Origin of the sequence: Propioniciclava sp. MC1595 (genome assembly GCF_017569205.1) — a bacterium.
Taxonomy (GTDB): Bacteria; Actinomycetota; Actinomycetes; order Propionibacteriales; family Propionibacteriaceae; genus Propioniciclava.
The window spans coordinates 3,101,720-3,127,367 of sequence record NZ_CP071870.1; the positions used below are offsets into that span (position 1 = coordinate 3,101,720).

The 25,648-nt window shown below is 69.4% G+C and carries 23 protein-coding genes and 1 pseudogene; 11 read left to right on the top strand and 13 right to left on the bottom strand.

Annotation, left to right across the window (positions count from 1 at the left end):
• Window positions 1-13: 13 nt before the first annotated feature.
• From J4N02_RS15030 to J4N02_RS15040, 3 genes are all read right to left on the bottom strand, one after another.
• Window positions 14-2,068 carry a fructose-specific PTS transporter subunit EIIC gene (locus J4N02_RS15030; RefSeq protein ID WP_188333455.1) on the bottom strand — a complete coding sequence of 685 codons (2,055 nt, stop codon included), beginning with the start codon at window positions 2,066-2,068 and terminating at the stop codon, window positions 14-16.
• A 23-nt stretch (window positions 2,069-2,091) separates the two neighbouring features.
• Entirely contained in the window at window positions 2,092-3,078 is a 987-nt protein-coding gene (locus tag J4N02_RS15035) for a 1-phosphofructokinase family hexose kinase (RefSeq protein WP_188333456.1), read from the bottom strand.
• 129 nt (window positions 3,079-3,207) lie between these two features.
• Window positions 3,208-3,975, bottom strand: coding sequence for a DeoR/GlpR family DNA-binding transcription regulator (locus J4N02_RS15040; RefSeq protein WP_182818409.1), 768 nt, complete (start codon window positions 3,973-3,975; stop codon window positions 3,208-3,210).
• A gap of 144 nt (window positions 3,976-4,119) precedes the next feature.
• On the opposite strand from J4N02_RS15040, the gene ptsP reads away from it, so the two are divergent.
• From ptsP to J4N02_RS15065, 5 genes are read left to right on the top strand one after another with little or no spacing between them, the layout of a single operon-like run.
• Entirely contained in the window at window positions 4,120-5,784 is a 1,665-nt protein-coding gene (gene ptsP, locus J4N02_RS15045; RefSeq protein ID WP_208091005.1) for a phosphoenolpyruvate--protein phosphotransferase, read from the top strand.
• A gap of 19 nt (window positions 5,785-5,803) precedes the next feature.
• On the top strand, window positions 5,804-7,054 hold the full coding sequence (mgtE, locus tag J4N02_RS15050; protein WP_208091006.1) for a magnesium transporter: 1,251 nt from the start codon (window positions 5,804-5,806) through the stop codon (window positions 7,052-7,054).
• 30 nt (window positions 7,055-7,084) lie between these two features.
• Window positions 7,085-7,678 carry a hypothetical protein gene (locus tag J4N02_RS15055; protein WP_188333458.1) on the top strand — a complete coding sequence of 198 codons (594 nt, stop codon included), beginning with the start codon at window positions 7,085-7,087 and terminating at the stop codon, window positions 7,676-7,678.
• A gap of 10 nt (window positions 7,679-7,688) precedes the next feature.
• Window positions 7,689-10,454: a DEAD/DEAH box helicase family protein gene (locus tag J4N02_RS15060; RefSeq protein WP_188333459.1), complete on the top strand. Its 2,766-nt coding sequence runs from the start codon at window positions 7,689-7,691 to the stop codon at window positions 10,452-10,454.
• On the top strand, window positions 10,451-11,845 hold the full coding sequence (locus J4N02_RS15065) for a restriction endonuclease subunit S (protein WP_208091007.1): 1,395 nt from the start codon (window positions 10,451-10,453) through the stop codon (window positions 11,843-11,845). The genes J4N02_RS15060 and J4N02_RS15065 overlap by 4 nt, the downstream gene beginning before the upstream one ends.
• Here the strand turns inward: J4N02_RS15065 and J4N02_RS15070 are convergent.
• Complete coding sequence (locus J4N02_RS15070) at window positions 11,745-12,476, bottom strand: hypothetical protein (protein ID WP_188333461.1); 732 nt, start codon at window positions 12,474-12,476, stop codon at window positions 11,745-11,747. The genes J4N02_RS15065 and J4N02_RS15070 overlap by 101 nt on opposite strands.
• 130 nt (window positions 12,477-12,606) lie before the next feature.
• Between J4N02_RS15070 and J4N02_RS15075 the strand changes: the two genes are divergently transcribed.
• From J4N02_RS15075 to J4N02_RS15085, 4 genes and pseudogenes are all read left to right on the top strand, one after another.
• Entirely contained in the window at window positions 12,607-13,764 is a 1,158-nt protein-coding gene (locus J4N02_RS15075) for an ImmA/IrrE family metallo-endopeptidase (RefSeq protein ID WP_208091008.1), read from the top strand.
• On the top strand, window positions 13,764-14,246 hold the full coding sequence (locus J4N02_RS15080) for a DUF4411 family protein (protein WP_188333462.1): 483 nt from the start codon (window positions 13,764-13,766) through the stop codon (window positions 14,244-14,246). The genes J4N02_RS15075 and J4N02_RS15080 overlap by 1 nt, the downstream gene beginning before the upstream one ends.
• Window positions 14,243-14,437, top strand: a pseudogene (locus J4N02_RS17490) (winged helix-turn-helix domain-containing protein); the annotation flags it as partial. The gene J4N02_RS15080 and the pseudogene J4N02_RS17490, both read left to right, overlap by 4 nt.
• 183 nt (window positions 14,438-14,620) lie before the next feature.
• Window positions 14,621-15,136 (top strand): restriction endonuclease, encoded by a 516-nt coding sequence (locus J4N02_RS15085; RefSeq protein WP_208091009.1) that lies wholly within the window; start codon window positions 14,621-14,623, stop codon window positions 15,134-15,136.
• Window positions 15,137-15,234: 98 nt separating this feature from the next.
• Here the strand turns inward: J4N02_RS15085 and J4N02_RS15090 are convergent, their stop codons facing one another.
• Window positions 15,235-15,711 carry a hypothetical protein gene (locus J4N02_RS15090; protein ID WP_188333464.1) on the bottom strand — a complete coding sequence of 159 codons (477 nt, stop codon included), beginning with the start codon at window positions 15,709-15,711 and terminating at the stop codon, window positions 15,235-15,237.
• Window positions 15,712-15,858: 147 nt separating this feature from the next.
• On the opposite strand from J4N02_RS15090, the gene J4N02_RS15095 reads away from it, so the two are divergent.
• Both J4N02_RS15095 and J4N02_RS15100 read left to right on the top strand, forming a co-directional pair.
• Window positions 15,859-17,343 (top strand): class I SAM-dependent DNA methyltransferase, encoded by a 1,485-nt coding sequence (locus J4N02_RS15095; protein ID WP_188333465.1) that lies wholly within the window; start codon window positions 15,859-15,861, stop codon window positions 17,341-17,343.
• 2 nt (window positions 17,344-17,345) lie between these two features.
• Window positions 17,346-17,825, top strand: coding sequence for a nucleoside deaminase (locus J4N02_RS15100; protein WP_188333466.1), 480 nt, complete (start codon window positions 17,346-17,348; stop codon window positions 17,823-17,825).
• An 84-nt stretch (window positions 17,826-17,909) separates the two neighbouring features.
• Here the strand turns inward: J4N02_RS15100 and J4N02_RS15105 are convergent, their stop codons facing one another.
• From J4N02_RS15105 to J4N02_RS15140, 8 genes are all read right to left on the bottom strand, one after another.
• On the bottom strand, window positions 17,910-18,956 hold the full coding sequence (locus tag J4N02_RS15105; protein ID WP_188333467.1) for a zinc-dependent dehydrogenase: 1,047 nt from the start codon (window positions 18,954-18,956) through the stop codon (window positions 17,910-17,912).
• Window positions 18,957-18,960: 4 nt separating this feature from the next.
• Window positions 18,961-21,042, bottom strand: coding sequence for a PTS mannitol transporter subunit IICBA (locus J4N02_RS15110; protein ID WP_309224414.1), 2,082 nt, complete (start codon window positions 21,040-21,042; stop codon window positions 18,961-18,963).
• Window positions 21,043-21,205: 163 nt separating this feature from the next.
• Window positions 21,206-21,883, bottom strand: a complete 678-nt coding sequence (locus J4N02_RS15115) for a LuxR C-terminal-related transcriptional regulator (RefSeq protein ID WP_188333468.1) — start codon at window positions 21,881-21,883, stop codon at window positions 21,206-21,208.
• A gap of 128 nt (window positions 21,884-22,011) precedes the next feature.
• Window positions 22,012-22,959 (bottom strand): AraC family transcriptional regulator, encoded by a 948-nt coding sequence (locus J4N02_RS15120; RefSeq protein ID WP_188333469.1) that lies wholly within the window; start codon window positions 22,957-22,959, stop codon window positions 22,012-22,014.
• A 98-nt stretch (window positions 22,960-23,057) separates the two neighbouring features.
• On the bottom strand, window positions 23,058-24,041 hold the full coding sequence (locus tag J4N02_RS15125; RefSeq protein ID WP_188333470.1) for an AraC family transcriptional regulator: 984 nt from the start codon (window positions 24,039-24,041) through the stop codon (window positions 23,058-23,060).
• A gap of 16 nt (window positions 24,042-24,057) precedes the next feature.
• Window positions 24,058-24,450 (bottom strand): DUF3618 domain-containing protein, encoded by a 393-nt coding sequence (locus tag J4N02_RS15130; RefSeq protein WP_188333471.1) that lies wholly within the window; start codon window positions 24,448-24,450, stop codon window positions 24,058-24,060.
• Entirely contained in the window at window positions 24,447-24,959 is a 513-nt protein-coding gene (locus J4N02_RS15135; protein ID WP_188333472.1) for a phage holin family protein, read from the bottom strand. The genes J4N02_RS15130 and J4N02_RS15135 overlap by 4 nt, the downstream gene beginning before the upstream one ends.
• A complete protein-coding gene (locus tag J4N02_RS15140; protein WP_188333473.1) occupies window positions 24,956-25,636 on the bottom strand; it encodes a hypothetical protein in 681 nt (226 codons plus the stop codon). Before J4N02_RS15140 ends, J4N02_RS15135 begins: the two co-directional genes overlap by 4 nt.
• Window positions 25,637-25,648 lie beyond the last annotated feature (12 nt).

Genomic DNA, 25,648 nt, shown 5'->3' on the forward strand with positions numbered 1-25,648 from the left:
GTGGTGTGAGCCGTCAGGCGTTGACGGCGGCCTTGTTACCGAGGAACTGCTTCGCTGCGATCACAGCCACCGCACCGACGATCATGCCCGCAACGATAGCGATGATGAAGCCGAGCAGGTTCTGGATGGCGAACGCGACGAAGATGCCGCCGTGCGGGGCGCGGCTGCCGACGCCCAGGGCCATCGACAGCGCACCGGTGACCGCGCCACCGAGCATCATGCTGGGGATGACCCGCAGCGGGTCGGCCGCCGCGAACGGGATGGCGCCCTCGGAGATGAAGGCGGCGCCCAGCAGCCACGCGGTGCGGCCGTTCTCGACCTCGCCCTTGCTGAACAGCTTCTTGCGCAGGGTGGTGGCGAGCGCCATGGCGAGCGGGGGCACCATGCCGGCGGCCATGACCGCGGCCATCACCATGAAGGATGCCTCGGTCTGGGCCGACAGCCCGGCGGTGGCGAACAGGTAGGCCGCCTTGTTGACGGGGCCACCCAGGTCGAAGCACATCATCAGGCCGAGCACGACGCCGAGCAGCACCACGGAGCCGCCGGTCATGCCGCCGAGGCCGTCGTAGAGCGCCGTCGTGAGCGCGGCGAGGGGCTTGCCGAGCAGCATGTACATCAGCGCGCCGGTGAGGAAGGTGACCACGAGCGGGATGATCGCGACGGGCATGAGGCCGGCGAGCCAACGCGGCACGGAGAAGGTGGTCAGCCACAGGGCGAGCAGGCCCGCCACGATGCCGGTGACCAGGCCACCGAGGAAGCCGGCACCCAGTGCCACGGAGATGGCGCCACCGACGAAGCCGGGGGCGATGCCGGGGCGTCCGGCCAGGGAGTAGGCGATGTAGCCCGACAGGGCCGGCACCAGGAAGCCGAACGCCGCCCCGCCGATGAGGAACATGATCGATCCCAGCCACGTCAGGAGCCCCACCCCGGGGCCCATGGCGTAGGCGAGCTGGCCGTAACTGCCCGCCGCCGCGCAGGTGGCGGCGTCAGCGCCGCCCGCCCACGCGGGCAGGTTGGCGCAGTCGGGGGCCAGTGCGACGTCGTACCCGGCGAACAGGAAACCCAGGGCGATCAGGAGTCCGCCGGCGGCCACGAAGGGCAGCATGTAGGACACGCCGGTCATCAGCGCCTGCTGGATCCGCTTGCCCCAGCCGAGCTGGCTGCCGCCCGCGGCGTCCGGCGACGCCGTGGACGCCGTGCCCGAGACGCGGTGGGCGTTGGGGTTGGTCGAGGCGGCGACGGCCTCCTCGACCATCTTCTTCGGCTCGTTGATCGCCCGCTTCACGCCGGACTCGATGACCGGCAGGCCGGCGAAGCGCTCCGGTTCCTTCACGCCGACGTCCGTGGCGAAGATCGCGGCCACGGCGTTGCGGATCGTGTCGGCGGGCAGCGGCGTGACGCCGCCCGAGCCCTGCGTCTCGACCTGCACGTCGTAGCCCAGCTCCTCGCCGGCGGCGACGAGCGAATCGGCGGCCATGTAGGTGTGCGCGATGCCGGTCGGGCACGCGGTCACGGCCACCAGCACGGGCCGGGTCGCCGACTCGGACGCCGCGGGTGCGGCTGCTGCGGTGGCGACGGTCGCGGTGGCAGCGGGTGCCGAGGCGTCCGCTGCGGGCTTCGCCGGCGGGTTCACCACGGCGTCCACGAGGGCCACGACCTCCTCGCGGCTGCCGGCCGAACGCAGGGAGGCCAGGAAGTCCTTCTTGACCAGGGCGCGGGCGAGCTTCGTGAGCAGCTTGAGGTGGTCGGCGTCGCCGTCGGCGGCCGCTGCGATCAGGAACACGAGGTCGGCCGGTCCGTCCTTGGCGCCGAAGTCGACCGGGTTCGAGAGCCGGGCGAAGGCCAGAGAGGCCTGGGACACCGCCGCCGAGCGGCAGTGCGGGATGGCGAAGCCGCCGGGCAGGCCGGTGGCGGCCTTGCCCTCGCGGTCGAGGGCGTCGGCGGTCAGGCCGGCGGCGTCGGCGCGACCGGCGGCCTCGACGATGCGGGCGAGCGAGGCGATGACCTCGTCCTTGGTCGAGCCCAGGTCGGCGTCGAGGGCGACCAGCTCGTTGGTGATGAGTTGCATGGTGGGTCTCCCGATGAGATGGGTCAGGGGATCTCGACGACCTGGCAGCCTTCGGCGGGCAGGTCGCGAGTTATGGGAAGGGTGGTGCCGGGGAGGGACGCTGCGGCCGACCCGTGGGCGACCGCGGCGGCGAGGCACTCGGCGGGGGATCCCCCGCCGACGGCGGCGAGGATGAATCCGGCGACCGAGGAGTCGCCGGCGCCCACGGTGGACCGGACGACGACGGCGGGCGCCCGGGTGTACCAGGCCCCCTCGGCCGTGGCGAGCACGGCACCCGAACCGCCGAGGGTCACGAGCACGTTGGAGATGCCACGGGCCCGGAGGGCGTGCGCCGCGGCGACGATGTCGGCCACGTCCCCGCGTGCGGCGGCCGCCTCGAAGGCGGCCGCGTCCCCGCCCGTGAGCTGGGCGAGTTCGTCGGAGTTGGGCTTGATCAGGTCGAACGCCGCGTCGGGCAGGGCTGCGAGCACGGCATCCAGCGCCGCGTCGGAGGTGTCGATCGCGACCTTGCAGCCGAGTCGGGTGAGCCGACGGGTGAGGTGGGCGTACCAGTCGTCGGGGGCCCCGGGGGGAAGGGACCCCGACAGGGCCACCCAGGCGGCACCCTCGGCCTCGCCGAGGAGGGTGGACGCGGCGGCCTCGAGGTCGTCGGGCGTCAGGGTCGGGCCGGGCTCGTTGACCTTGGTGGTCGTGCCCGACGGCTCGGTGATGGTGGTGTTGGTGCGGGACCGGTGGGCACCGTCGGCGGCGGCCACGGCCATGGCGGAGGGGAGGTCGGCGAACAGCATCGTCTGGTAGGCGTCGTCGGTGAACGGAAGCACCGCCACGGTCTCGATGCCGGCTGCGGCGAGGACCCGGGCGACATTGATGCCCTTGCCTGCCGCCTGTTCGGTCGCTGACGCCGCGCGCTGCACCTCGCCACGGGCCAGGGGCCCGTCGAGGAGCACCGTGCGATCGGTGCTGGGGTTGGCGGTGAAGGTGACGACCCGGCCCTGCGTCGTGCTGTCCATGTCCCCTCCTGTGGGGTTGCGTTGTTGTATTTATACCTGCGTTTACGTGGGTCTTGCAAGTGGCGCGGGCAAAGATTATGTGACTTTATGTGGTTTCGGTGGCGTTGGTTCCGTGTCGGGCCGCCGAAATCAGGCGAGCTCGACCCGCAGGCCGGCCGTTCGGAGCGCGGCGACGGCGGCCGGGGCGAGGGCCCGGTCGGTCACGAGGGCGTCCACGTCGTCGAGGCCGGCGAACGAGATCAGGTGGTCGCTGTCGTGCTTGGAGGCGTCGCTGAGCACGACCACCTCCCGGGCGCACGCCACCATGGCGCGCTTGACCGCGGCCTCGTGCGCGTCGGGGGTGGAGAAGCCGTGCTCCACCGAGAACCCGTTCGTCCCGAGGAACGCCACGTCGACGCGCAGGCGCGTCAGGGTGTCGATGGCCGAGGCACCCACGACCGCCTGGGTGATCCCACGCACCTGGCCCCCCAACAACCAGACCTCGGGCCCCTCCCGCTCCGACAGTTGCAGGGCCGTGGGCACGGAGTTGGTCACCACCAGCGAGACGGAGGGGGGCAGGAGAGTGGCCAGACGCCCCGTCGTCGTGCCGCCGTCGAGCAGCACGGTGAGGCCGTCGCGCTGGGGCAGCAACTCGACGGCGCGCTGGGCGATCGCCTGCTTCTCGGTGGTCGCCGCCACCTGCCTGGCGGGCATGGGCGCCTCGGTGAGGCGCAGCTTCTCCGCCGGCACCGCTCCCCCGTACACACGGCTCAACAGCCCCTTGGCGGCCAGGGCGTCGAGGTCGCGACGGATGGTCTCGGCGGTGACGTCGTAGCGAGCCGCGAGCTCGGCCACCGCCACTCGCCCCATCTCACGGGCCCGCGTCACGATCTCGTGCTGGCGTTCCTCCGCGTACATGAGCACTCCTTCGTGCAATCGGGCGGGCGATCCCACTCGAACGGGCATGAATCCTGCTTGCTGTATACTGATTTTACGTTGACTTGGCAAGCATTGTGCGCGAGGATGGGCCGGACAACCTCAGGCCTCACCGTGGAGGAACCCATGCAGCAGCAGACCGTCCGAGGCACCGGTGTGGTCGCCGGGTACGCCTACGCCCCCGTCGCCTGGACGCGCCCGGCCCCCGTGCCGCCGGCGTCGACCACCGTGGTGGGTGAGGACGACCGGCCCGGCGAGGTCGAGCGCTTCAAGGCGGCCGTCGAGACCGTCGCGAACCGTTTCGCCGACCGGGCGTCCACCGCGACCGGCGTGGCCTCCGAGGTGCTGGGCGCCACCGCCGCCCTCGCGCGCGACCGGGGCTGGAGCCGGGCGGCCACCAAGTTGATCAACGCGGGCACGTCGGCCGAGGGTGCCACCACCCAGGCCATCGGCCAGTTCGTCGCGCAGTTCGAGAAGCTGGGCGGGCTGATGGCCGAGCGCACCACCGACCTGAAGGACATCCGCAACCGAGTGGTGGCCGAGCTGATGGGCCTGCCCGAGCCAGGCGTCCCGAAGCCGACCTCGCCGGTCATCCTGTGCGCCGAGGACCTGGCCCCCGCCGACACCGCCGGCCTCGACCCGACGATGATCCGCGCCCTCGTGACGCGCCTGGGTGGCCCGACGAGCCACACCGCGATCATCGCCCGCCAGCTGGGCATCCCCTGCATCGTCGCGGCGTCCTCGCTCGACACGGTGCCCGAGGGCACGTTGGTGCTCGTCGACGGCACGTCGGGCATCATCACCCTGAACCCCGACCCGGCCGAGGCCGACGCCCTGGTCGCCGAGGACGCCCGCCTGCGCGAGGAGATCCGGTCCTGGCGCGGGCCGGCACAGACCGCCGACGGCACCCACATCCAGCTGCTGGCCAACGTGCAGGACGGCAAGGCCGCGGCCAAGGCGTCCGAGAGCGAGGCCGAGGGCGTGGGCCTGTTCCGCACCGAGTTGTGCTTCCTCACCGCGCAGACCGAACCGAGCGTCGAGGAGCAGGCGCGCATCTACGGTGAGGTGTTCGGCGCGTTCAGCGGCAAGAAGGTCGTCGTGCGCACCCTCGATGCCGGCTCCGACAAGCCGGTGCCGTTCGCCAACCACGAGGACGAGGAGAACCCGGCGTTGGGCGTCAGGGGCATTCGCCTGGGGTGGACGAACCCCGGCCTGGTCGAGCGCCAGCTCGACGCGATCCAGATCGCGGCCGAGGACAACGGGGTCTCCGAGGCGTGGGTGATGGCGCCGATGGTCGCGACCGTCGACGAGGCCTACGAGTTCGCCCAGCTGTGCCGCGCGCGCGACCTCAAGCCCGGGATCATGGTCGAGGTGCCGTCGGTGGCGATGCTGGCCGACCAGTTCCTCGCCGAGGTGGACTTCTTCTCGATCGGCACCAACGACCTGACCCAGTACACGATGGCCGCCGACCGGATGTCGTCGCACCTGGCGATGCTGACCGACCCCTGGCAGCCGGCCGTGCTGCGGCTGATCCAGCTCACCGCGGCGGCGGGGCAGCGGGGCGCGAAGTCCGTCGGCGTGTGCGGCGAGGCCGCGGCCGACCCGCTGCTGGCGTGCGTGCTCGTCGGCCTCGGCGTGACGTCGCTGTCGATGGCGACCAACGCGATCCCGGCCGTGGGCGTCCAGCTGGGCAAGGTCACCCTGCAGCAGTGCCAGGAGGCTGCGATCCAGGTCGCGGCGTCCCGCAACAGCCGCGACGCCAAGGAGCTGGCGGCGAAGCTTCTGGGCTGACGCGGATAGCCTCGCCCGTGTGACCCTCTCGCCCGACGATCTCGACCGCCTGCCCGCTCGCGACCGCGCGATCGCGTTCCGGATGCTGCCCAAGGGGCAGGCACTCGAGGTCTTCGAAGCGCTGGACGCCCCCAACCAGGCCGAGCTCGTCCACCTGCTGCAGGCCGACGAGACGGCGGTGTACTTCGCCGAGATGGACCCCGACGACCGGGTCGACCTGCTCGACGAACTGCCCGCCACGCTCGCCACCCGCCTGCTCTCGGGGTTGACCTCCGATGAGCGAAACCTGACCGCGACGGTGCTGGGCTACCCGAAGGGGTCGACCGGGCGCGAGATGAGTCCCGAGGTCGCGATCGTGCCGCAGGCGATGACCGCGGGCGTGGCACTCACCCGGGTGCTGGACCGGCTGCACGACTCCGAGACCGTCTACACCATCGCGGTCAGCGACGGCACCCGCCGCCTCGTCGGCGTGGTCAGCCTCCGCGACCTGCTCGCGGCAGCCCCCGAGACCGCAGTGGCCGACCTCGTCCGGCCCGCCGACAGCGCGCTGGCCACCGAACCCGCCGAGGACGCCGCCCGCCGCTGCGCGGACCGCCGCCGACTCGCCCTCCCGGTGGTCGACTCCGAGGAGCGGATCGTCGGCATCCTCACCGTCGACGACGCCCTCGAGATCCTCGAGCGCGCCGAATCCGAGGACCTCGCGCGCCAGGGCGGCACCGAACCGCTGCACCGCCACTACCTGTCGACGCCCATCCTGAAGGTCGTCCGGTCGCGGCTGGTGTGGCTGCTGGTGCTGGCGGTCGGGGCGTCCCTGACGGTGCAGGTGCTGGAGGTCTTCGAGAGCACGCTGGCCCAACTGGTGGTGTTGAGCGTATTCATCCCGCTCCTGATCGGCACGGGCGGCAACACGGGCAACCAGGCCGCCACGACTGTGATCCGGGCGCTGGCACTCGGCGAAGTGCGCACCCGCGACGTGCTCAAGGTGATGGCGCGCGAGCTGCTGACCGGCGCCACCCTGGGCTTGGTGCTGGGGGGCCTCGGCTTCGCCATCGCCGGGCTGCTCTACGGCTGGCCGATCGGCAGCGTCATCGGCCTGACCCTGTTCACCGTGTGCTCGCTGGCGGCCACGGTCGGCGGCACGATGCCGCTGATCGCCAAGGCGGTCCGCGCCGACCCGGCAGTGTTCTCCAACCCCTTCATCTCGACCTTCGTGGACGCCACCGGTCTGGTCGTCTACTTCCTCATCGCCAAGGCGATCTTGGGGCTGTGACGCGCCCGGCCGCTCGGGCAGACTGGGGGCTTGGAATCACCCCCGTTCCCGGTTCCCGCCCGCGGCTGGCGCCTCGACGAATCCGGCATCACGTACCCACGCGGGCTCATACCCTGGTCCGAGGTCGCCGAGGTCACCCAAGCCGAGGACGGCGACGACGTCACCCACGTCCAGGCGGTGCTGCGCACGACGACGACGCATCGGGTCGTCTCGGGGGTGGTCGCTGTCGCGTTGCTCGGGCTCGCGGTCGTCGAGGTGGTCATCGGCCTGACGAGCGGCTTGGAGGAGCTGCCCTTGGTCGCGCTGTTCCTCGTCATCGCGGGCGGTCTGATGGCCTGGGCAGCCATCCTGCTGGTGCACCAGGGCTGGCGGTCGGCGACGATCACCCTGAACGACGTGGTGGTTCGCTCGCCCTTCATGCGGCGCTGGGTGCCGTTGGCGAAGGTGTTCGCCTTCCAGCACTACTCCAGCTCTCTCGGACGCCGCACCTGCGGCGTCCTGTACTGGCTTGATGAGCCCGGACGCCGCTCGGCCCGGTTGGCCCTGCCCGGGAGCGACCCCGAGTACCGGCTCCCCGCGCTGGACGCCTACGTGCGGGGTCTACGCCCGCAGGCTCCCCGCTAGAGTCTCGGGCATGACACCCGATGAACGCCTCGCTGCTGAGGAGCGTGCTCGGGCACTCATCGACCGCGAACTGACCGCCGCGGGGTGGGCGGTCCAGGACGCCCGCGCCCTCAACCTCTTTGCGGGAACAGGAGTGGCAGTCCGGGAGGCGGTCATGGCCGTCGGCCACGGTCGAGCCGACTACCTGCTGTACGTCGACAAGCGGGTCGTCGGGGTCATCGAGGCCAAACCAGTCGGCACGACGCTCGCGGGTGTGGAGTGGCAGTCGGCCACCTACGCCGACGGCCTGCGGCCCGAGGTGCGCCTGAAGGCGCTCACCCACGACGGACGCCTGCCTTTCGTGTTCGAGGCATCCGGCACCGAAACCTGGTTCACCAACGGCTTCGACCCCGACGCCCGCGCGAGACGACTCTTCGCCGTGCCCCGGCCCGAGACACTGGCCCAGTTGATCCGTGACGCGGACGCCGACCCAGCCCTCCCCACGTGGCGTGCGAAGGTGAGGGCCCTGCCGCCACTGGACACCAGCGCACTCCGCCCGGCGCAGATCGACGCCGTCCGCGGCGTGGAGCGCTCGTTGGCCGAGCAGCACTTCGATCGCTCCCTCATCCAGATGGCGACCGGCGCGGGGAAGACCTACACGGCGGTCACCCAGTCCTACCGACTGCTCGCGCACGGCGGTTTCCGTCGCATCCTGTTCCTCGTCGACCGCATCAACCTCGCCAAGCAGACACTCGCCGAGTTCCAGAACTACCGCACCCCGGGCGACGGCCGTCGGTTCACCGAGCTCTACCCTGTTGAACTCCTCAGCTCCGCCGGCATGCTGGCCTCCAGCAGCGTGGTCATCTCGACGATCCAGCGGGTGCACTCGGTGCTGAAGGGGGAGCCGGTCACCGACGAGGACGACCCGCAGCTCGACGCCTTCACGCCTGATGCGCCTGTCACGGTCGACTACTCCCCCGACCTCCCGCCCGAGTCGTTCGACCTCGTCATCGTCGATGAGGCGCACCGCTCGATCTACGGCGTCTGGCGCGGCGTCCTGGAGTACTTCGACGCCCACGTCATCGGCCTGACGGCCACGCCCGGACGCCAGACGTTCGCGTTCTTCCGGCAGAACCTGGTGTCGGAGTACACGTACCCCCAGTCGGTCGCTGATCGGGTGAACGTCGACTTCGACATCTATCGCATCAGCACCGAGATCTCCGAGCAGGGGTCGATGATCGAGGCGGGCACGGTCGTGCCGAAGGTGGATCGGCGCACCCGCAAGGAGCGCCTCGAGACCCTCACAGAAGACCTTGATTACGAGAAGGGGGCTCTGGACCGCGCGGTGACGGCGAAGAGCCAGATCCGCCTGGTGCTGGAGACCTTCCGCGATCGGTTGTTCACCGAGATCTTCCCGGGCCGTTCCGAGGTGCCGAAGACCCTCATCTTCGCCAAGGACGACGCCCACGCCGAAGAGATCGTCCGCATGGTGCGGGAGGTGTTCGGCAAGGGCAACGACTTCGCGACCAAGATCACCTATCGGAACAAGGACGCCGACGACCACCTGAAGGCCTTCCGCAACTCGCCCACACTGCGCATCGCGGTGACCGTCGACATGATCGCGACCGGCACCGACGTGAAGCCGCTGGAGTGCGTCTTCTTCATGCGGGATGTGCGCAGCGCCCAGTACTTCGAGCAGATGATGGGCCGCGGCGCGCGAACCATCGATACGGCGTCCTTCAAGTCGGTCACCCCGGACGCCAACGCCAAGACCCGGTTCGTGCTGGTGGACGCCGTGGGCGTCACCGAGCACGACTTCGTCGAGCCACCGTTGAACCGGGTTCGGGGCATATCGCTGGAGAAGCTGCTGCGCAAGGCGGCTGCGCTGGAGCTGACCGAGGACGAGACGGCCACGCTGGCGTCCAGGTTGACGGCGCTGGAGGCGCAGCTGACGGCGCCCGAGCGCGCCGAGCTCGACGAGGTGGCCGGACGCCCCCTGCGCAGCATCGTCCGGGGGCTGGTGGACGCCGTCGACCCCGACGTGCAGGCCCAGGCCGCCGATGTGGAGCAGTTGGTCCAGGACGCGATCGAGCCGTTGGCCGCCAACCCGGAGTTGCGCGAACGCATCCTGGAGCTTCGTCGCTCGCACGACCGGGTGATCGACGAGGTGAGCGTCGACGTGCTGCTGGACGCCCATGGCGTGGTCGACACCGACCGGGCACGCCACATCGTGGAGTCGTGGCGGGAGTACTTGGCCGAGCACCGCGACGAGATCGCAGCGATCCAAGTGGTGGATGAGCTGCGCTCGCGCCGAGGCCGCATCGACGTCGCGTGGCCGGACGCACGCCGTGTCACCTTCGCGGATGTGCAGGAGCTCGCCGACCGGATCAGCCGCCCGCCCCACAACTGGACGCCCGACCTCGTCTGGGCCGCCTACGAGGCCGTGGATGCCGGACGCGTGCGTCGGTCGAACCACCACACGCTCACCGACCTGGTGTCGCTGCTGCGCTACACCCTGGGGCTGGATGATGAGTTGGTGCCCTACGCCGACGTCGTGCGCGAGCGCTACGCCGGGTGGCTGGCGCAGCAGGAGCAGGCAGGGGTTCGGTTCGGCGACGCGCAAAGGTGGTGGCTGGACCACATCGTCGAAGTGATCTCGGCATCGGCCGGCATCGACGCCCGCGATCTCGACGGGACGCCCTTCTCTGAGCGTGGCGGTGTCGACGGTGCGTTGCGCGAACTCGGCCCGGACGCTGGGGCGATCTTGGACGAACTGAACCGGGAGCTGACGGCGTGATAATCCCCCCGGGCTGGACAATCGCGAGGCTGGATCAAGTCGCCGACTGGTCGAGTGGTGGCACTCCAAAGGCGGGGCGCCGCGCATACTACGGCGGCGACATCCCGTGGGCGGTGATCGGCGACCTTGCCGATGGTGCGGTGCGGGCGACTGCCAACTCCATCACGCAGCTGGGTTTGGAGAACTCCTCCGCCAAGATTGTCCCGGCGGGGTCGGTGCTGGTGGCCATGTACGGCTCGATCGGGAAGCTGGGCGTTGCGGGACTGCCGATGGCGACGAATCAGGCAATCGCCATAGCGCAGCCACGCGAAGGAATCTCCAGGGAGTTCTTGTTCTACTACCTGATGAGCCAGCGTGACCTGCTGAACGCGGCGGGTCGGGGAGGGACCCAACGCAACATCAGCCAGTCGATCCTAAAGCCCTGGCCCATCCCGCTACCGCCACCCGATGAGCAGTGCCGAGTCGTCGAGATCATCGAGGACCACCTCTCCCGCCTTGACGCCGCGGACGGCGGTATCTCCACCGCTCTGGCTCGCGTTCGCGCCCTCGAAGAGCAGATCATTCGATCCGCTCTCGTCGATGCCACCAGCACGATGCATCGCCCGACCCCGGAGTTGCCCAACGTTGGGACGGATGACTCGACCATCGTTCCGCTACCCCCGGGGTGGCGGTGGGTGCGCCTCGATGACGTTGCCGACGTCGTGGGAGGCGTGACGAAGGACAGCAAGAAGCAAGCTGATCCGTCGTTGGTGGAGGTTCCCTACTTACGAGTCGCCAACGTGCAGCGTGGACGTCTGGATCTCAGCGAGATCGCGACTATCCGCGTGACAGCCCAGAAGGCTCAGGCCCTGGAGTTGCGGGTTGGCGATGTGCTCCTCAACGAGGGTGGCGATCGTGACAAGCTGGCGCGCGGCTGGGTGTGGGAGGGACAGATCCCCGGCTGCATTCACCAGAACCATGTCTTCCGCGCGCGGATCAAGACCGATCTGGATCCCTACTTCCTGTCCCTGACGGCGAACACCTTCGGTTCTCCCTGGGCCATGCGCAATGGGAAGCAGAGCGTCAACCTTGCCTCGATCAGTCAGACGGTCATACGGAAGATGCCGGTCATCCTTCCACCCAGCGGCGAGTCGGGACGGATCGCTGCTCGCGTGACCGAACAACTCGACACGAACGGTCGTCTCCGGGAAGAGCTGCTCGCAGCGCGGCGACGCTCGGCCACACTGCGTCGCGCCGTGCTCGCCGCAGCGTTCTCCGGCCGACTCACCGGCGCGGCGTCCGACAGCGACCTCATCGAGCAGCAAGCATCCGAACTCGATGAGGCAGTTCACGCATCCACCGAAGTGCGCGCCGATGAGCAGATTCCGCTTGAGGCACCACATCCGGGATGAACCGGTCGCCGTGCGATGAGTAGGCGTCGACCAACCGCCGTTGGACATCAAGTGTCCGCTCGGACGACCTCGCGATCCTTTCCACCGCCTGCCCCACATCGTGGATCGTCTTCTCTACCCGCCAGCCCGTCCCGCACATGGCAGACAGGTCAATGATCGCCTGCTCGGCGAAGCGGTGCCCGGACGTGTCGGAGTACTCGATCTTCACCCTGTGGACCCACGGGAGATCATCCTCATGACGCTTTGCGTGGTCATCCCACAAGGTCCGCATGTCCTGCCCAGGAGCGATCATGGCGATCGGCTCGTTGAGCATGCGAAGCTTCCCCAGTGTCGGGCCTTCCGCCGGGTCGCTTGACCGGCGTGGCGGAGGGTCGATCTCCACCCGCACGTCGATCGCCGGACGCTGACCGATATTCCGGATCGACAGGTCGAACACCTGCCGATCCGAGAGGAGAGGTTCAGCCGTCGCCAGGACATAGGGCCGCATGGTCTCGAGGTTGGCCGCTCGCGTGTCGCGCCACTGTCGGGCGGCGTAGACGACAGTGACGACAGCAGTCACCCAGAGCAAGAGCGTGATGAGGGTGTAGATGGCAGTCCAGTCGGTGGCAGTCAGGCCCCAGAAGGTATCCATGCCAACATCGTGCCCCGCTCAGCTGACAATCTCTCGGGGCCGAGAACAGGTCGGTCGATGCGCTCGTGCGGGTCACCCGTCATCCTGTCTGAAGGGTCTGCGAGACTTGAGGGAAGGGAGGTGAGACAGCATGGCCATCGCTCGCGTCGCCGTACGCCGGCCGGTGTTGGAGTGGGCCCAACAGCGCGGTCGCCACGACAACGAGGCCATGCGTCGGCGGTTCCCGGCCTGGGACCGATGGGTGGCGGAGGACGTCCACCCGACCGTCAAACAGGCTCAGGACCTCGCTGCGTACACCCACGTGCCTTTCGGCATGCTGCTCCTGGAGACCCCGCCGACAGTCGAACTCCCCATCCCTGACTTCCGCGTCACAGGAGCCGGGATCGCTGAACCCAGCCAAGAGTTGCTGGACACGATCCATCTCAACCAGCAACGCCAAGGTTGGTTCGAGGACTATCTGACCAGCTGGGGCGAGGACGAGCTGGCGTTCGTGGGGTCCGCGCGCGGCATGGAGCCCACCGACGCGGCCGCGTTGATCCGAACCGCCCTCCGCTACGACCTTCCTGAACGGAGCAAGCTGCGTTCCAACGACGAAGCGCGCAAGCACCTCGTTCGCGCGTTCGAAGCGTTGGGGGGCTTGGCAGTCCTCTCCTCCATGGTGGGCAACAACACACATCGCCTCCTCGACCGCGAAGAGTTCAGGGGGTTCACCCTCAGGAGCGCGACCGCTCCCTTGGTCTTCGTCAACGCGAACGACACCAAGGCCGGACAAGTCTTCTCCCTTCTGCACGAGTTCGCGCACGTGTGGCATGGCGACTCCGGCGTCAGTGTCGGCGGGGAACCTCTGGAGGAAGCAACCACCGACATCGAGCGCTGGTGCGACACGGTGGCCGCCGAGATCGCCGTCCCCCGCGACGACCTCGTGATCCGGTTCGATGCGACTGCCCCACGTACCCAGGAGCTTGAGCGGCTCGCCTCCTACTACCGTTGCTCCACCCTGGTCGTCCTCATCAGGCTGCGAGATGTGCGTCTGGTCCCCCAAGAGGGCTTCGCTACCGCCTACCGTGATGAAGTCGATCGACTGCTGACCCTCTTGGGGGAGACGAAACGAACGCCCGGAGGGGACTTCTACAACAATCAGCCGTTCCGCATCGGCGAGCGGTTGTCTCGCGCGTTGATTTCCGAGACGCGTCGCGGGGCGACGCCGGTGACGGATGCCGTGCGGCTCATGGCGTTCAGCTCCCCTCGACTCTTCGACGAGTACGCCAGCCGTCTGGAGGGTCGCTGATGTTCCTGCTCGACGCCAACGTATTCATCGAGGCGGCACGGACCTACTACGCTCCGGCGCTGGCCCCGACATTCTGGTCCTGGCTGACCCAACAGCACCAGGGCGGCACGGTCGCATCCATCGAGGCTGTCCGCGACGAACTTGTGGCCGGCCAAGACCCACTGGCCGCGTGGGCAAAAGGTCTACCGACGGGCTTCTGGCTAGCTCCTGACCAAGCTGCGGTGACGAGCATGGGAAACCTCTCCACCTGGGCGATGAGCCCGCAGCGGGGCTACACCCAAGCGGCTCGGAGTGAGTTCCTCGCGGCGGCGGACTATCTGCTCGTGGCCCAAGCTCACTCGGGCGGACATGAACTCGTGACTCGGGAACAGCCGCGCCCCGAATCGAAGAAGCGGGTGATGATTCCGGACGCCTGTGACGCCATGGGAGTGCCCTGGCGAGACCCGTTTGAGGTCTATCACCAACTAGGTCTGGTCATGTGAAGGGCGAGGCACCCGGCCACGTCCATCAGCCGCACAGGAGCCGCCAAAGCTCCAAGGAGAGCGATGATTCCGGACTACCAGACCTGCATGCGCCCCGTGCTCGCGTCGGTTGGGCGATGACCTACCTCAACCAGGCCGGGCTCGTCACGCGACCCACGCGCGGCCAGATCACGATCACCGACGAGGGCCGGGCCGCGCTGCGGGCCCATCCCGAACGCATCGACAACAAGGTGTTGGAGGCATTCCCTCCTTCGTCGAGTTCACCGAACGCAAGCGCGAGAGGACAGGCCCCACCGCTGAGACGCGCACGGCATCGGCGACACCCGGCCCGGCAGGTGAGCCCCACCCCGAGGCGTCCGAAGAATCCGAGTGACTTGGTCGCAGAGGCGATCGCGGCCAACCGCGCCGTCATCGAGGGCGAGGTACTCAAGGCGGCGCTGGCGCTGTCCCCGACCCCGTTCGAGGAACTGGTGATCCGGTTGCTCGGGGCGATGGGGTACGGGCGGAGCGACAACCGGATGGGGCAGCTGGAGCGCACGTCGGCGTCCGGGGACGCGGGCATCGACGGCATCATCAGCCAGGACCCGTTGGGCCTCGACCGTATCTACGTGCAGGCCAAGCACTGCGCAGTCGACCGTCCAATCGGCCGGCCACGGATCCACGAGTTCGCCGGCGCCCTGCTCGGCAAGCAGGGCGACCGCGGCGCGTACATCACGACGTCACGCTTCACGGACGGGGCGCGCACGGAGGCCGACCGCTTCAGTGCGCGCATTGAGTTGATCGACGCCCGCCGCCTCGCCCAGTTGCTCGTGACCCATGGCGTCGGCGTCCAAGCGGAACAGACGGTGACGCTCTGTCGCTTGGACGAGGACTTCTTCGAGACGCTGTGAGGGGCTCTCTCGCTGTCACTCTGCCTGTCACTCATGACAGTGAGGAGTGACGATGAGAGTGAGTGCCTGACGGGGAAACTTCCAACTTCATCCCCCTCTCACTTGGAAGTTCGCTGACTCTTGCCAGCTTGAGTGGGAACGTCGGATCCGTTGTCAGTGATGCTCGCAGGGAGCGTCCCCGTGCAGGACAGCGCCCAGGACGATCGGAGGCCAATCGCAGTGAGGAATGACTCTGCCTCGTCATCGGTGACATCTGGGATCCCTCGCAAGCTGGGGCCAACGAGGCCCTCCGCAAGCGCTCCGAGGCTCACCCAACCCTGGACCCCCAAGCCAACCCCCTGCGGCAAGGCGAGAGCCGGCTCGACGCGCGCTCCGTGGATGGCCTTGAGGTTTCCGTTGTCATCCCGAACGGGCGTGCCGAACACGGCAACGTACTGATTGAGCAGGCGTCCGATGGTCTCCGAATCGACGACCTTGGCCAGCGCGACCTTCGTGCCCGTGTCATCCGTCACCTGAAGCCGGTGGGTGTCGAGATCGACGGCCCTGAGCTTCCCGACGAACGCGACGGTGTCCACTTCAGCCTCTGTGGACGCTACAGCCGGTCGGTACTGTTCGGTGATGCGACCACCTCCTCACGTCGAGAGTCACTGGGAACGGATTGTAGGCACGCAGGCTGACAGGGGTGCGGGGCGAGTCCGACGAACTCACCCTAGGATCGATTTGTGACCGACTCCCGCCGCCTTGTCGACAAGCTCTGGGCCTACTGCGACGTCCTGCGCGACGACGGGGTGGGCGTGCTGGAGTACACCGAACAGCTGACGTACCTGCTGTTCCTCAAGATGGCCCACGAACGCGCGACCCGCCGCTTGGCGCCCGAGCGCATCCTGCCGGAGAAGTACGACTGGCAGCGCCTTCTGGACGCCTCGGGCATGGAACTCGAGGTGCTCTACACCCAGATGCTCCTCGACCTCGCCAAGGAGCCCGGCGTCGTCGGCACCATCTTCCGCAAGTCGCAGAACCGCATTCAGGACCCGGCGAAGCTGCAGCGCCTCGTCCACGACCTCATCGGCCAGGAGCACTGGACGGGCACGGGCACCGACATCACGGGGGACGCGTACGAGTCCCTGTTGGCCAAGGGGGCCTCCGACAAGGGGTCGGGGGCGGGCCAGTACTTCACCCCTCGCCCGCTCATCCAGGCGATGGTCGACGTCATCGACCCGACGGTGGCCGACAGCGTGGTGGACCCCGCCTGCGGAACCGGCGGGTTCCTGCTCGTGGCCCACGAGCACGCGGCTCGCGATGCGGCGTCCATGACCCCCACCCAACGCGACAAACTGCGCGACGACTTCGTCCACGGCTACGAACTCGTCGACGGCACCGCTCGCCTGGCGGCCATGAATCTGCTGCTGCACGGCATCGGCACCTATTCGGGCGAGGCACAGATCGATGTGCGTGATTCCCTGACCGCCGACCCCGGACGCCGTTGGTCGGTCGTCCTCTCCAACCCGCCCTTCGGCCGCAAGTCGTCGCTCGCCACCATCGGTGCCGACGGACGCGAGTCCCGAGAGGACGCGGCGATCGAGCGGCAGGACTTCGCCGCCTCGACGTCGAACAAGCAGCTCAACTTCCTGCAGCACATCATGACGATCCTCGACACCGACGGGCGGGCCGCCGTGGTGCTGCCCGACAACGTGTTGTTCGAGGGGGGAGCGGGCGAGACAATCCGCCGCAAACTGCTGGCTGACTTCGACCTGCACACCATGCTGCGGTTGCCCACAGGGTTGTTCTACGCCCAGGGCGTCAAGGCGAACGTGTTGTTCTTCGACAAGCGACAGGCACGGCCCGGTGAGCCGTGGACCGACAAGCTGTGGGTCTACGACCTGCGCACCAACAAGCACTTCACCCTGAAGCAGAATCCGCTGCGTCGAGCTGATCTCGATGACTTCGTGACCTGTTACGCGCCTGGCCGGTCGCGGCTGACACGCGTTGAGTCGGAGCGATTCCGTGCTTTCACCTACGACGAACTGGTCGCCCGGGACAAGGCGAACCTCGACATCACGTGGCTGAAGGACGACTCCCTGACCGACCTCGACAGCCTGCCCTCACCCGACGTCATCGCTCGCGAGATCGTCGAGGACCTCACAGCTGCCTTGGCCGAGTTCGAGGCCGTCACCGCTTCGCTGGAAGCTCAACTGAACAGGAACTGACCATGCCCATCACCGACACCGACCGCACGTTCCTGACCCGAGCCGTCGACCTCGCCGAGCAGGCACTCAAGGCAGGCGACGAACCGTTCGGGTCGGTCCTGGTCTCAGCCACGGGCGAGACCCTGTTCGAGGACCACAACCATGTCGCCGGCGGCGACCACACCCAGCACCCGGAGTTCGCGATCGCCCGCTGGGCCGCCGCCCACCTGACCCCCTACGAGCGCGCAGAAGCCACCGTCTACACCTCCGGCGAGCATTGCACGATGTGCGCCGCCGCGCACGGCTGGGTCGGGCTGGGCCGCATCGTCTACGCGTCCTCGTCCGAGCAGCTGGGAGAGTGGCTGACCGACCTCGGGTTCCCGCCTGCACCCGTGGCCACCCTCCCCATCACGACGATCGTCCCCCAAGCCCACGTCGACGGCCCCGACCCCGACCTCGCCCGGCGGGTCAGGGAACTGCACGAGCGGCGTCCGCGCCCCTGACCCCTGTACGCCGAATGCGGCCTGCCGGACGCACGCCATGGCGCACGAACGACAGGCCGCAAACGGCGGACACTCAACTCAGGGTCAGGGCTCGACGGTCACCTTGATGGCCTCGCCCTTGGCGACGATGTCGAACGCGTCGAGCACGTTCTCCAGCGGCACGTGGCGCGTAATCAGGTCCTTGACCGGGATCTGACCGGTGGAGATGTACTCCAGCGCGCGCTTGTGGTGGGCCGGGGCCGACCCGTTGGCGCCGTGGATGTGCAGCTGGCGGTAGTGCACCAGGTTGCTGTCGCACTCGATCATCGGGTTGGTCTTGGGCAGGCCGCCGAAGAACGAGATCCGGCCGTTGCGGGCCGCCATGTTGATGGCCTGCTCCTGGTTGATGTTGGCCGGGGTGGCGGTGATGATCACGTCGGCGCCGCGACCGTCGGTGAGCCGCATGACCTCCTCGACGACGTTGACCGACGAGGCGTCGATGGTCAGGTCGGGGTGGACCGCCTCGGCCGACATGGCCAGTCGCTCGGCGTTGATGTCGACGAGCACGATGGTGCCGGCCTTGTGGACGCCGCGGGCGATGCGGATGTGCATGCACCCGATCGGGCCGGCGCCGAAGACGACGACGAAGTCGCCCTCCTCGATGCCGAGCTGCTCCTGGGCGTTGATCGCGCAGGCGAACGGCTCGGCGGCCGAGGCCTCGTCGTAGCCGACGCCGTCAGGGATGCGGTTGAGGCCGTCGACCTTCAGCACCTCCTTCGGCACGATCATGTACTCGGCGAAGCCGCCGTCGTACTGGTAGCCGACCGAGGTCTGGTTGGCGCAGACCTCCATCCAGCCCTTGTTGCACTCGTGGCAGTCGCCGCACGGCACGGCCGCGATCACCTGGACGCGGTCGCCGACGGCAAACCCACCCAGCGCGTCCGCGCCGACCTCGACGACCTCGCCGGCCACCTCGTGGCCCATGGTCGTGACGCGGGTGATGTTGACGTGTCCGTTGTTGCGGATCTTCACGTCGGTGCCACAGGTCGAGCAGTTCTTGACCTTGATCTTGACCTCGTCCGGCCCGCAGACCGGCTCGGGGACGTCTTCCAGCCGCACATCGCCGGGCGCGTAGAAACGGAGTGCCTTCATGTCATCAATCCTCTTCCGGTGCCAGCAGGTCCAGCACCTCGTCAACACTGGTGGTCGTCCGCAGCCGCTCGGCCTTGGACTTGTCGGCGAGCACCGTCGCGAGGGCGCTCAGGATGCCCACGTGCTCGTCGGAGTTCGATGCGATCGGGATCGCGACATAAGCAGTCTTGCCGTTCCAGTCGACCCCACCGGGGAACTGCAGGAACCCGAGCGCCGCACGCTTGATGTGGCCACGGCTCTCGTTGGTGCCGTGCGGGATCGCCACGCCGTTGCCCATGAACGTCGACACCTGGGTCTCGCGCTCGAGCATGCCGTCAATGTAGCCCTCATCGGCCGCTCCGATGGCGACCAGGGTCTGGCCGGCCATCCGGATCGCGTCCTCCTTGTCAGCGGCGATCAGACCCAGGCGCACGGCCTCGCGCGGCAGCACGTTCGGGTCGAGCGCCTTCTTCTTGCGCTTCGGCTTCGCGGGGGCGTCGGACGCCGTGGGCGCGTTGGCGGCCTTGACGGCCTCCACGACCTCGTCGTAGACGGGGCTGCCCATGAAGTTGTCGACGGTGTACAGGGCGGCCGACGGCACGAGGGGGGCGGCCCGGGCGGCCAGGTCCTTGTGGGTGACGATGATGTCGTAGGAGTCGGTCAGGTTCGCGATGGCCTGGTTGACCACCTTGACGTCGCTGAACCCGGCGTCCTGGATCTTCTTGCGGAGCACCGAGGCACCCATCGCCGAGGAGCCCATGCCGGCGTCGCAGGCGAACACGACGTTGCGGACCGGGCCGGAGAGCGCGGCGGCGCCGGTGCCGGCGAGGGTGGAGGAGACGGAGGACTTCTTGCCCTTCATCGACTCCATCGAGGCGGTGGCGGCGCCGAGGTCGCCCTCACCCTTGTCCTTCGACAGGCGCAGCAGCAGGGCGCCGACGGCGAACGAGACCGCGGCCGCGACGATCCAGGAGATGGTGACGCCCACGATGCCCTGCGGGGTGATCGACGCGTAGACCGCGATGATCGAGCCCGGGGCCGCCGGGGAGCGCAGGCCGCCGTTGAACAGCACGTTCATCAGGACGCCGCTGGCTCCACCGGCGATCGCGGCGATGATCATGACGGGCTTCATCAGCACGTACGGGAAGTAGATCTCGTGGATGCCACCGAGGAAGTGGATGATCGCGGCGCCGGGGGCCGAGGCCTTGGCCGCACCCTTCCCGAAGAGCATGAAGGCCAGCAGGATGCCCAGGCCGGGGCCGGGGTTGGCCTCGAGCAGGAACAGGATCGACTGGCCGGTGGCCTGCGACTGGGCCAGGCCGAGCGGGGTCAGGACGCCGTGGTTGATCGCGTTGTTGAGGAACAGGATCTTGGCCGGCTCGATGAGCACCGAGGTCAGCGGCAGCAGGCCGTTGTTCACGAGCACCTGCACGCCGGCGCCCATCGCGGTGCTGACACCGGTGACGACCGGGCTCAGGGCGAAGAAGCCGGCCACGGCCAGGATGGCGCCCCAGATGCCGGCGGAGAAGTTGTCGACGAGCATCTCGAAGCCGGGCTTGATCTTGCCGTCCCACAGGGCGTCGATCTTCTTCATCGTCCAGCCGCCGAGCGGGCCCATGATCATGGCGCCCATGAACATCGGGATCGAGGTACCGGCGATGACGCCCATGGTGGCGATCGCGCCGACCACGCCACCGCGGGGGCCACGCTCGTTGTAGACCATGCGGCCACCGGTGTAGCCGATCAGCAGCGGCAGCAGGTAGCTGATCATCGGGCCGACGATGCCGGTGTTGGCGACCTCCTCCCCGTCGACCATGCGAGTGCCCCAGCCTCCGAGCTGGGCGACCCAGCTGTCGGCCGGGAGGGTGCCGCCGGCCGCGAGGTTCAGCCAGCCGGCTTCGATGAAGAGCGAGGTGATGAGGCCCCAGGCGATGAACGCGCCGATGTTGGGCATGACCATGTTCGACAGGAAGGTGCCGAACTTCTGGACCTGGGCCCGTGCGCCGGGGCCCTTCGGCGTGTCGACGCGAGGTTCAGTGAGCGTCCTGCCGTCCTCCGTGGGTAAACCGGCCGCTGCGGTGCGCCCGGGGTGGACGACTCCGTCCACTGCGCACCAGCGTCAACCAAAACCCACATAGAGTCAAGAGGTTTCTTGGGACTTTGCGTTGTTTTACCTGCGCTTGCCCCGGACGTGCAGAACCCGCACCGCGGAGGGAGGATGCGGTGCGGGTTCTGGTGTCCGGGGTGGCGTGCCCGGTGCGAGGGGTGGATCAGGCGGCCGGACCGGGCAGTGCCAGCGTGTCCAGGCGCAGGCCGTGCTCGTGCACCCACTTCACGGCCTGGGAGCGGCGCTCGACGCAGATCTTGCGGTAGGCGCTGCGGATGTGCGACTTGATGGAGTTCGGGCTCAGGAAGAGTGTCTGCGCGATGGCCTCGTTGGTGAGGCCACGGCCGATCAGGCCGAGGACCTCGGTCTCGCGGGGGCTCAGGCCGGCGCGCTCGGCGGCCGTCCCCTCGTCGTCGGCGGGGTCCACGCCCCACGCGACCACGACGTGCCCGCGGGAGATCCGGCGCAGCGCCTTGGCGAGGTCGTCACCGGAGAGGGCCTTGGACAGGCACCCGCGGACGCCCTGGCCCAGGGTCTGCTCGGCGGGGGCCCGGCGTGTGTCCCACGTGTAGACGACCAGCGCGCCGCGCCCCTGGGGCAGCGGGCCGGCATCCGGCTCGCCGTCGCGCTGCAACCACGGGTCGAACAGGAGCACGTCGGCAGTGCGCTCGGCCATGCCTCCGGCGCCCACGACCTCGATGTCGGGGTGCGCGCCCAGCAGCTGGCGCAGGCCCAGGGCCACGACCTCGCAGTCGTCGACGAGCGCCACCCGGACGGTCCGGCGCAGCGGCAGGACCGCACCGTGGGACCGGCTCTGGGTACGTGCACTTCCGTGGATCATGTCGCCTCCTCGCAACGCGGCTCTGGTGTCACTCACCCCCGTGATGAGGACGTGCATCCAGCCTCACGCATGCACTGGGGGCGGCGATAGGACGCCGAACGAACGGTCACACCGACGAGAACGAAGCCCTACGGCCGGCGGAGGGTGTCCCGGGGGGACTCCCCGAACAGGTCGCGGTACTGCGCACTGAGGCGCCCCATCTGCTGGAAGCCCCACCGTGCCGCTGCGGCCGTCACGGTCGCGCCGTCGGCGGGATCGGCGTGACGAAGCTCCTGGTGCAGGCGCTGCAGTCGCACCCGCCGCACGTAGGCCATCGGGGTGGTGTCGAGGTGGCGGCGGAAGGCCAACTGGAGCGCGCGGGCGGTCACGTGGCTGGCCGCCGCGATGTCCTCGACGCCGATGTCGGCGGTCGGGTCGGCCTCGATGAACTCCACCGCCCGCTGCACGGTCTCGGAGGTGGAGCTCGCCTCCGACGGGACGCCCGCGCCCTCCTCACGGTCGAACAGGGCGATCAGGGTCGCGGCGAGCAGGCGCCCGGCCTGCGCCAGCACCAGCGGGCTCTCGCCGGCCACGTCGTCGGCCGTGGTCTTGGCCACGTACGCGACGGCCTGGGCCCACACCTGTGCCGCCGAGGCGTCGAGGGGATCGACGCCCAGGTGGTCGAGGCGCTCCACGGAGGCCGCGTCCAGCCGGGCGAAGATCCGCGGGTCGACGCTGACCACCTCGAGGGTGGCGCAGGACAGGCGATGGACGTGGTGGCCCTGGGGTCGCGCCACCAGGCAGACGTCACCGGCGCCGAGCTCACGCGGGACGCCCTCGGTGGTACTGGTGAGCCGACCGGACAGAACGCGGGCAACCATCGGGTAACCGGGTGCGTCCACGGCGAGCTCCAGGGTGGAGGTGTGGCTCAGTCGATCGATCCGCACCCCACCCATGTCGATGCGGCGGTGCTTGTACTCGAACCCGTCCTCGTCGTCGGTGACGGCGAAGTGGTGGCTGGCGTACGCCTGCTCGATCTGTGCGCGGGCGCGCTCGGGGTCGCGCGTGTCGAACTCCGTGAGTTCCGGACGTCGCATGTATCCCCCCGATCGACGTCAGGATACCCCGACGCAAGGTCGGTGTTCCATCTGTCGACCGGACTACTATTCCCAACTGACTAGGCGTGACGACGCCCTCAGCCTGACCCGAACGCCTCCGTGGGCGAGCAGCCGTACGTGGCCCGGAACTCGGCGGCGAACCGCCGCGGGTTGGGGAAGCCCCAGCGCCGGGCGATGTCGTCGATCCCCGTGGTCCCCTCGGGGTCCGCAGCGACCAGGTCGTCGTGGGCGCGCGCCAGGCGGGTGGCCCGGAGGAAGGCGGCCGGTGAGAGGCCGCGGCGACGCTGGAACGCCTGCTGGAGCGCGCGCACGCCCGTGCCCGCGGCGTCCGCGACCTCGTGGATGGAGATCGGGTCGGCCGCGTGCTGCTCCATGTACGCCTCGGCGCGGGTGACCGTGGCGAGGCTGACCCGCGCCGACCGCGTGCGCGGCACGGCGAGCGCCGTGTTGGGGAAGGCCTTGAGGGTGGTGAGCGCGGCCGACTCGACGAGCTGGTCGTTGACCAGGGGGTGGGCCGCGGGGCTGCCGGACGCCGCGAGCGTGGCGAACACGTAGCGCAGCATGCCGACCCAGTGCCGGTGCCAGGCGGCCGAGACCGGCCGGACCCCGGTGAAGCGGAACCCGCCCGGCCGGCAGCCGGTGGTGCGCTCGGCCACCGCCGCCACCCGGTCGAACGGGATCGTGAGGAACATCTTCTCGAAACCGCGGCAGTGCAGGGAGGTGGGGACGCCCACCGGGGTGAGCACCGAGTCGCCGGGGCGGACCTCGTGCTCCTCCCCCCACACGCTCAGCGTGCTGGTGCCCCGCACGGTGTGCAGGATCGTGAGGCCGGGTGCCGGGTCGACCACCCGGGACACCTCGAGGGAGGAGGACACGTGGTCGGCACGCAGCGGGCCCGCCGTCGCGGAGGTCAGCGAGAAGTGCGTCTCGCCCTCACCGCTGCAGGTGCACTGCGAGCCGAAGAGCTCCTCGACGAGCGCCGTCGCCCCGTCGCGGTCGTGTGCCTCGACGTGGCGGCGCTCGACGACCATGGCCTCAGCCGGCCGAACATACGTGCTCATCCCTCACCTCCTGACTTCATCCTCCCGCACCACCCACGAGGGCGCCGAGGCCGAAGGCGATGAGGCCCGCGGCGAGCGGGTTGCCCTGGGTCTGCCGACGGACCTGGCGGGGGGCGTCCTGCACGGCGTCCTTGGCATCCCCCACGGCGCCGGCGGCGGCCACGCGGGCGTCCTCCATGGCGCCGGCGGCCCGGTGCTGCACGTCACCGACGGCCCCGTCGTCCCACGGGTCGTGCGGGTCGCCGAAGATCCGGGTCTTGAGGTCGCGCGCCCCACCGGTCACCCTGTCCACCTGACGGCGGGCGATGTTGGCCGGGTTCGCCTGGTCGGCGAGCGCGTTCACGTTGTGGCTCAGGTCGGCGCGGGTGCGCTCGATGTCGCGACGGATGTCGTCCGGGTTGCTGGTCATCGGTTCTTCTCCTCGTTGCCGGTGGCGGCGTTCGGAATCTTGCTGACGGTTTCGGCGGTGCGGGGCAGTCCCTTGACCCGCTTGAACTCGCCCTTGCCCATCGAGAGCAGCACGAGCGCGACGATCGCGTACACGACCGCGATGATGAGGCCGGACCAGCCGAGGGCCGGGCTGTCGACGGTCCCGATCAGGACCGCGATGCCCCACCATGCGGCGAGGGAGGCGAACAGGAGGGCGAACCCCCCGGCCACGCCGGCCCCGCCCATGAGGCCCGCACCCTTGCCGGCGCGGGTGGCCGACTGCTGGAGCTCGGCCTTGGCGAGGTCCACCTCCTGGCGGATCAGCGTCGAGGCGTCCGACAGCAGGTCGCTGGCGATGTCGCCCAGCGAGCGCGGGTCGTCCTCACCGTGGTACGTGCCCGTGGCGTCCACGGCCTGCGCCAGCGCGCGGTCCGCGGGCGTCCGGGGGGCGGCGTGCGACCCGCCGCCCACGGGGATCTGCTCGGTCATGCGTCGCCCCGGGGGTCGAGGGTCGGCTCGGGGAACGTCGTGGCGGGGTAGGTGCCCGTATCGCTCACGCGGTCGTAGGCGTAGGTCTCGGTCGTGCCGAGCGCCTGGCGGCGGTAGGTGCCGACCTCGTCGGGCTGGTCGGCGTCGCGGAGGCCGCGCGCGAGGCGTCCGGCGAGCAGGCCGGCACCGCCGGCGATCGCGAGGAACGCCCACGGGTTGCGCGCCGCGTACCGACGGACGCCGTGCAGCGCCTGGTCGAGGTCGTTGTCGCGCAGCCACGCGGCGGCGCGGTCACCGAGGTCGCGGCCGCTGCCGGCGAACTGGGCCAGCGGGCCGTTCGCGTCGGGGGCGGACGCCATGGCCGACAGCTCGTCGGTCAGCGCCTGGACGGTGTCGGCGAGGCGGGCCTGGATCGTTTCGGCCTGACCACGCAGCTCACCGACGGACTCGTCGAGCAGCCGGCGACCTTGGGTCTTGGCCTCCCCCACGACCTGCCCGGCCTCGTGCTTCGCGGTCTCGAGCACGTCCTTCCCCGCGGCGACCGCGGTGTCCTTCACGTCGCCGGCCGGGCCTGCGATCGAGTCGGCGGCGGCGCGGGCGCGCTCCCCCGTCTCGCTCGTCGACGTCACGGTCGGGTCACCCACGGGGCGATACGGGTCCTGGTTGAACGAGGACATCTGGCTCTCCTT

What these genes read in the sequence shown, in the direction of transcription:
- J4N02_RS15060 (WP_188333459.1), top strand. Translation starts at nt 7,689, where the DNA reads ATGACACCCGATGAACGCCTCGCTGCTGAGGAGCGTGCTCGGGCACTC.
- J4N02_RS15075 (WP_208091008.1), top strand. Translation starts at nt 12,607, where the DNA reads ATGGCCATCGCTCGCGTCGCCGTACGCCGGCCGGTGTTGGAGTGGGCC.
- J4N02_RS15100 (WP_188333466.1), top strand. Translation starts at nt 17,346, where the DNA reads ATGCCCATCACCGACACCGACCGCACGTTCCTGACCCGAGCCGTCGAC.
- J4N02_RS15080 (WP_188333462.1), top strand. Translation starts at nt 13,764, where the DNA reads ATGTTCCTGCTCGACGCCAACGTATTCATCGAGGCGGCACGGACCTAC.
- J4N02_RS15035 (WP_188333456.1), bottom strand. Translation starts at nt 3,078, where the DNA reads ATGGACAGCACGACGCAGGGCCGGGTCGTCACCTTCACCGCCAACCCC.
- J4N02_RS15130 (WP_188333471.1), bottom strand. Translation starts at nt 24,450, where the DNA reads ATGACCAGCAACCCGGACGACATCCGTCGCGACATCGAGCGCACCCGC.
- J4N02_RS15135 (WP_188333472.1), bottom strand. Translation starts at nt 24,959, where the DNA reads ATGACCGAGCAGATCCCCGTGGGCGGCGGGTCGCACGCCGCCCCCCGG.
- J4N02_RS15120 (WP_188333469.1), bottom strand. Translation starts at nt 22,959, where the DNA reads ATGCGACGTCCGGAACTCACGGAGTTCGACACGCGCGACCCCGAGCGC.
- J4N02_RS15125 (WP_188333470.1), bottom strand. Translation starts at nt 24,041, where the DNA reads ATGAGCACGTATGTTCGGCCGGCTGAGGCCATGGTCGTCGAGCGCCGC.
- J4N02_RS15030 (WP_188333455.1), bottom strand. Translation starts at nt 2,068, where the DNA reads ATGCAACTCATCACCAACGAGCTGGTCGCCCTCGACGCCGACCTGGGC.
- J4N02_RS15070 (WP_188333461.1), bottom strand. Translation starts at nt 12,476, where the DNA reads ATGGATACCTTCTGGGGCCTGACTGCCACCGACTGGACTGCCATCTAC.
- J4N02_RS15140 (WP_188333473.1), bottom strand. Translation starts at nt 25,636, where the DNA reads ATGTCCTCGTTCAACCAGGACCCGTATCGCCCCGTGGGTGACCCGACC.
- J4N02_RS15105 (WP_188333467.1), bottom strand. Translation starts at nt 18,956, where the DNA reads ATGAAGGCACTCCGTTTCTACGCGCCCGGCGATGTGCGGCTGGAAGAC.
- J4N02_RS15040 (WP_182818409.1), bottom strand. Translation starts at nt 3,975, where the DNA reads ATGTACGCGGAGGAACGCCAGCACGAGATCGTGACGCGGGCCCGTGAG.
- J4N02_RS15115 (WP_188333468.1), bottom strand. Translation starts at nt 21,883, where the DNA reads ATGATCCACGGAAGTGCACGTACCCAGAGCCGGTCCCACGGTGCGGTC.
- ptsP (WP_208091005.1), top strand. Translation starts at nt 4,120, where the DNA reads ATGCAGCAGCAGACCGTCCGAGGCACCGGTGTGGTCGCCGGGTACGCC.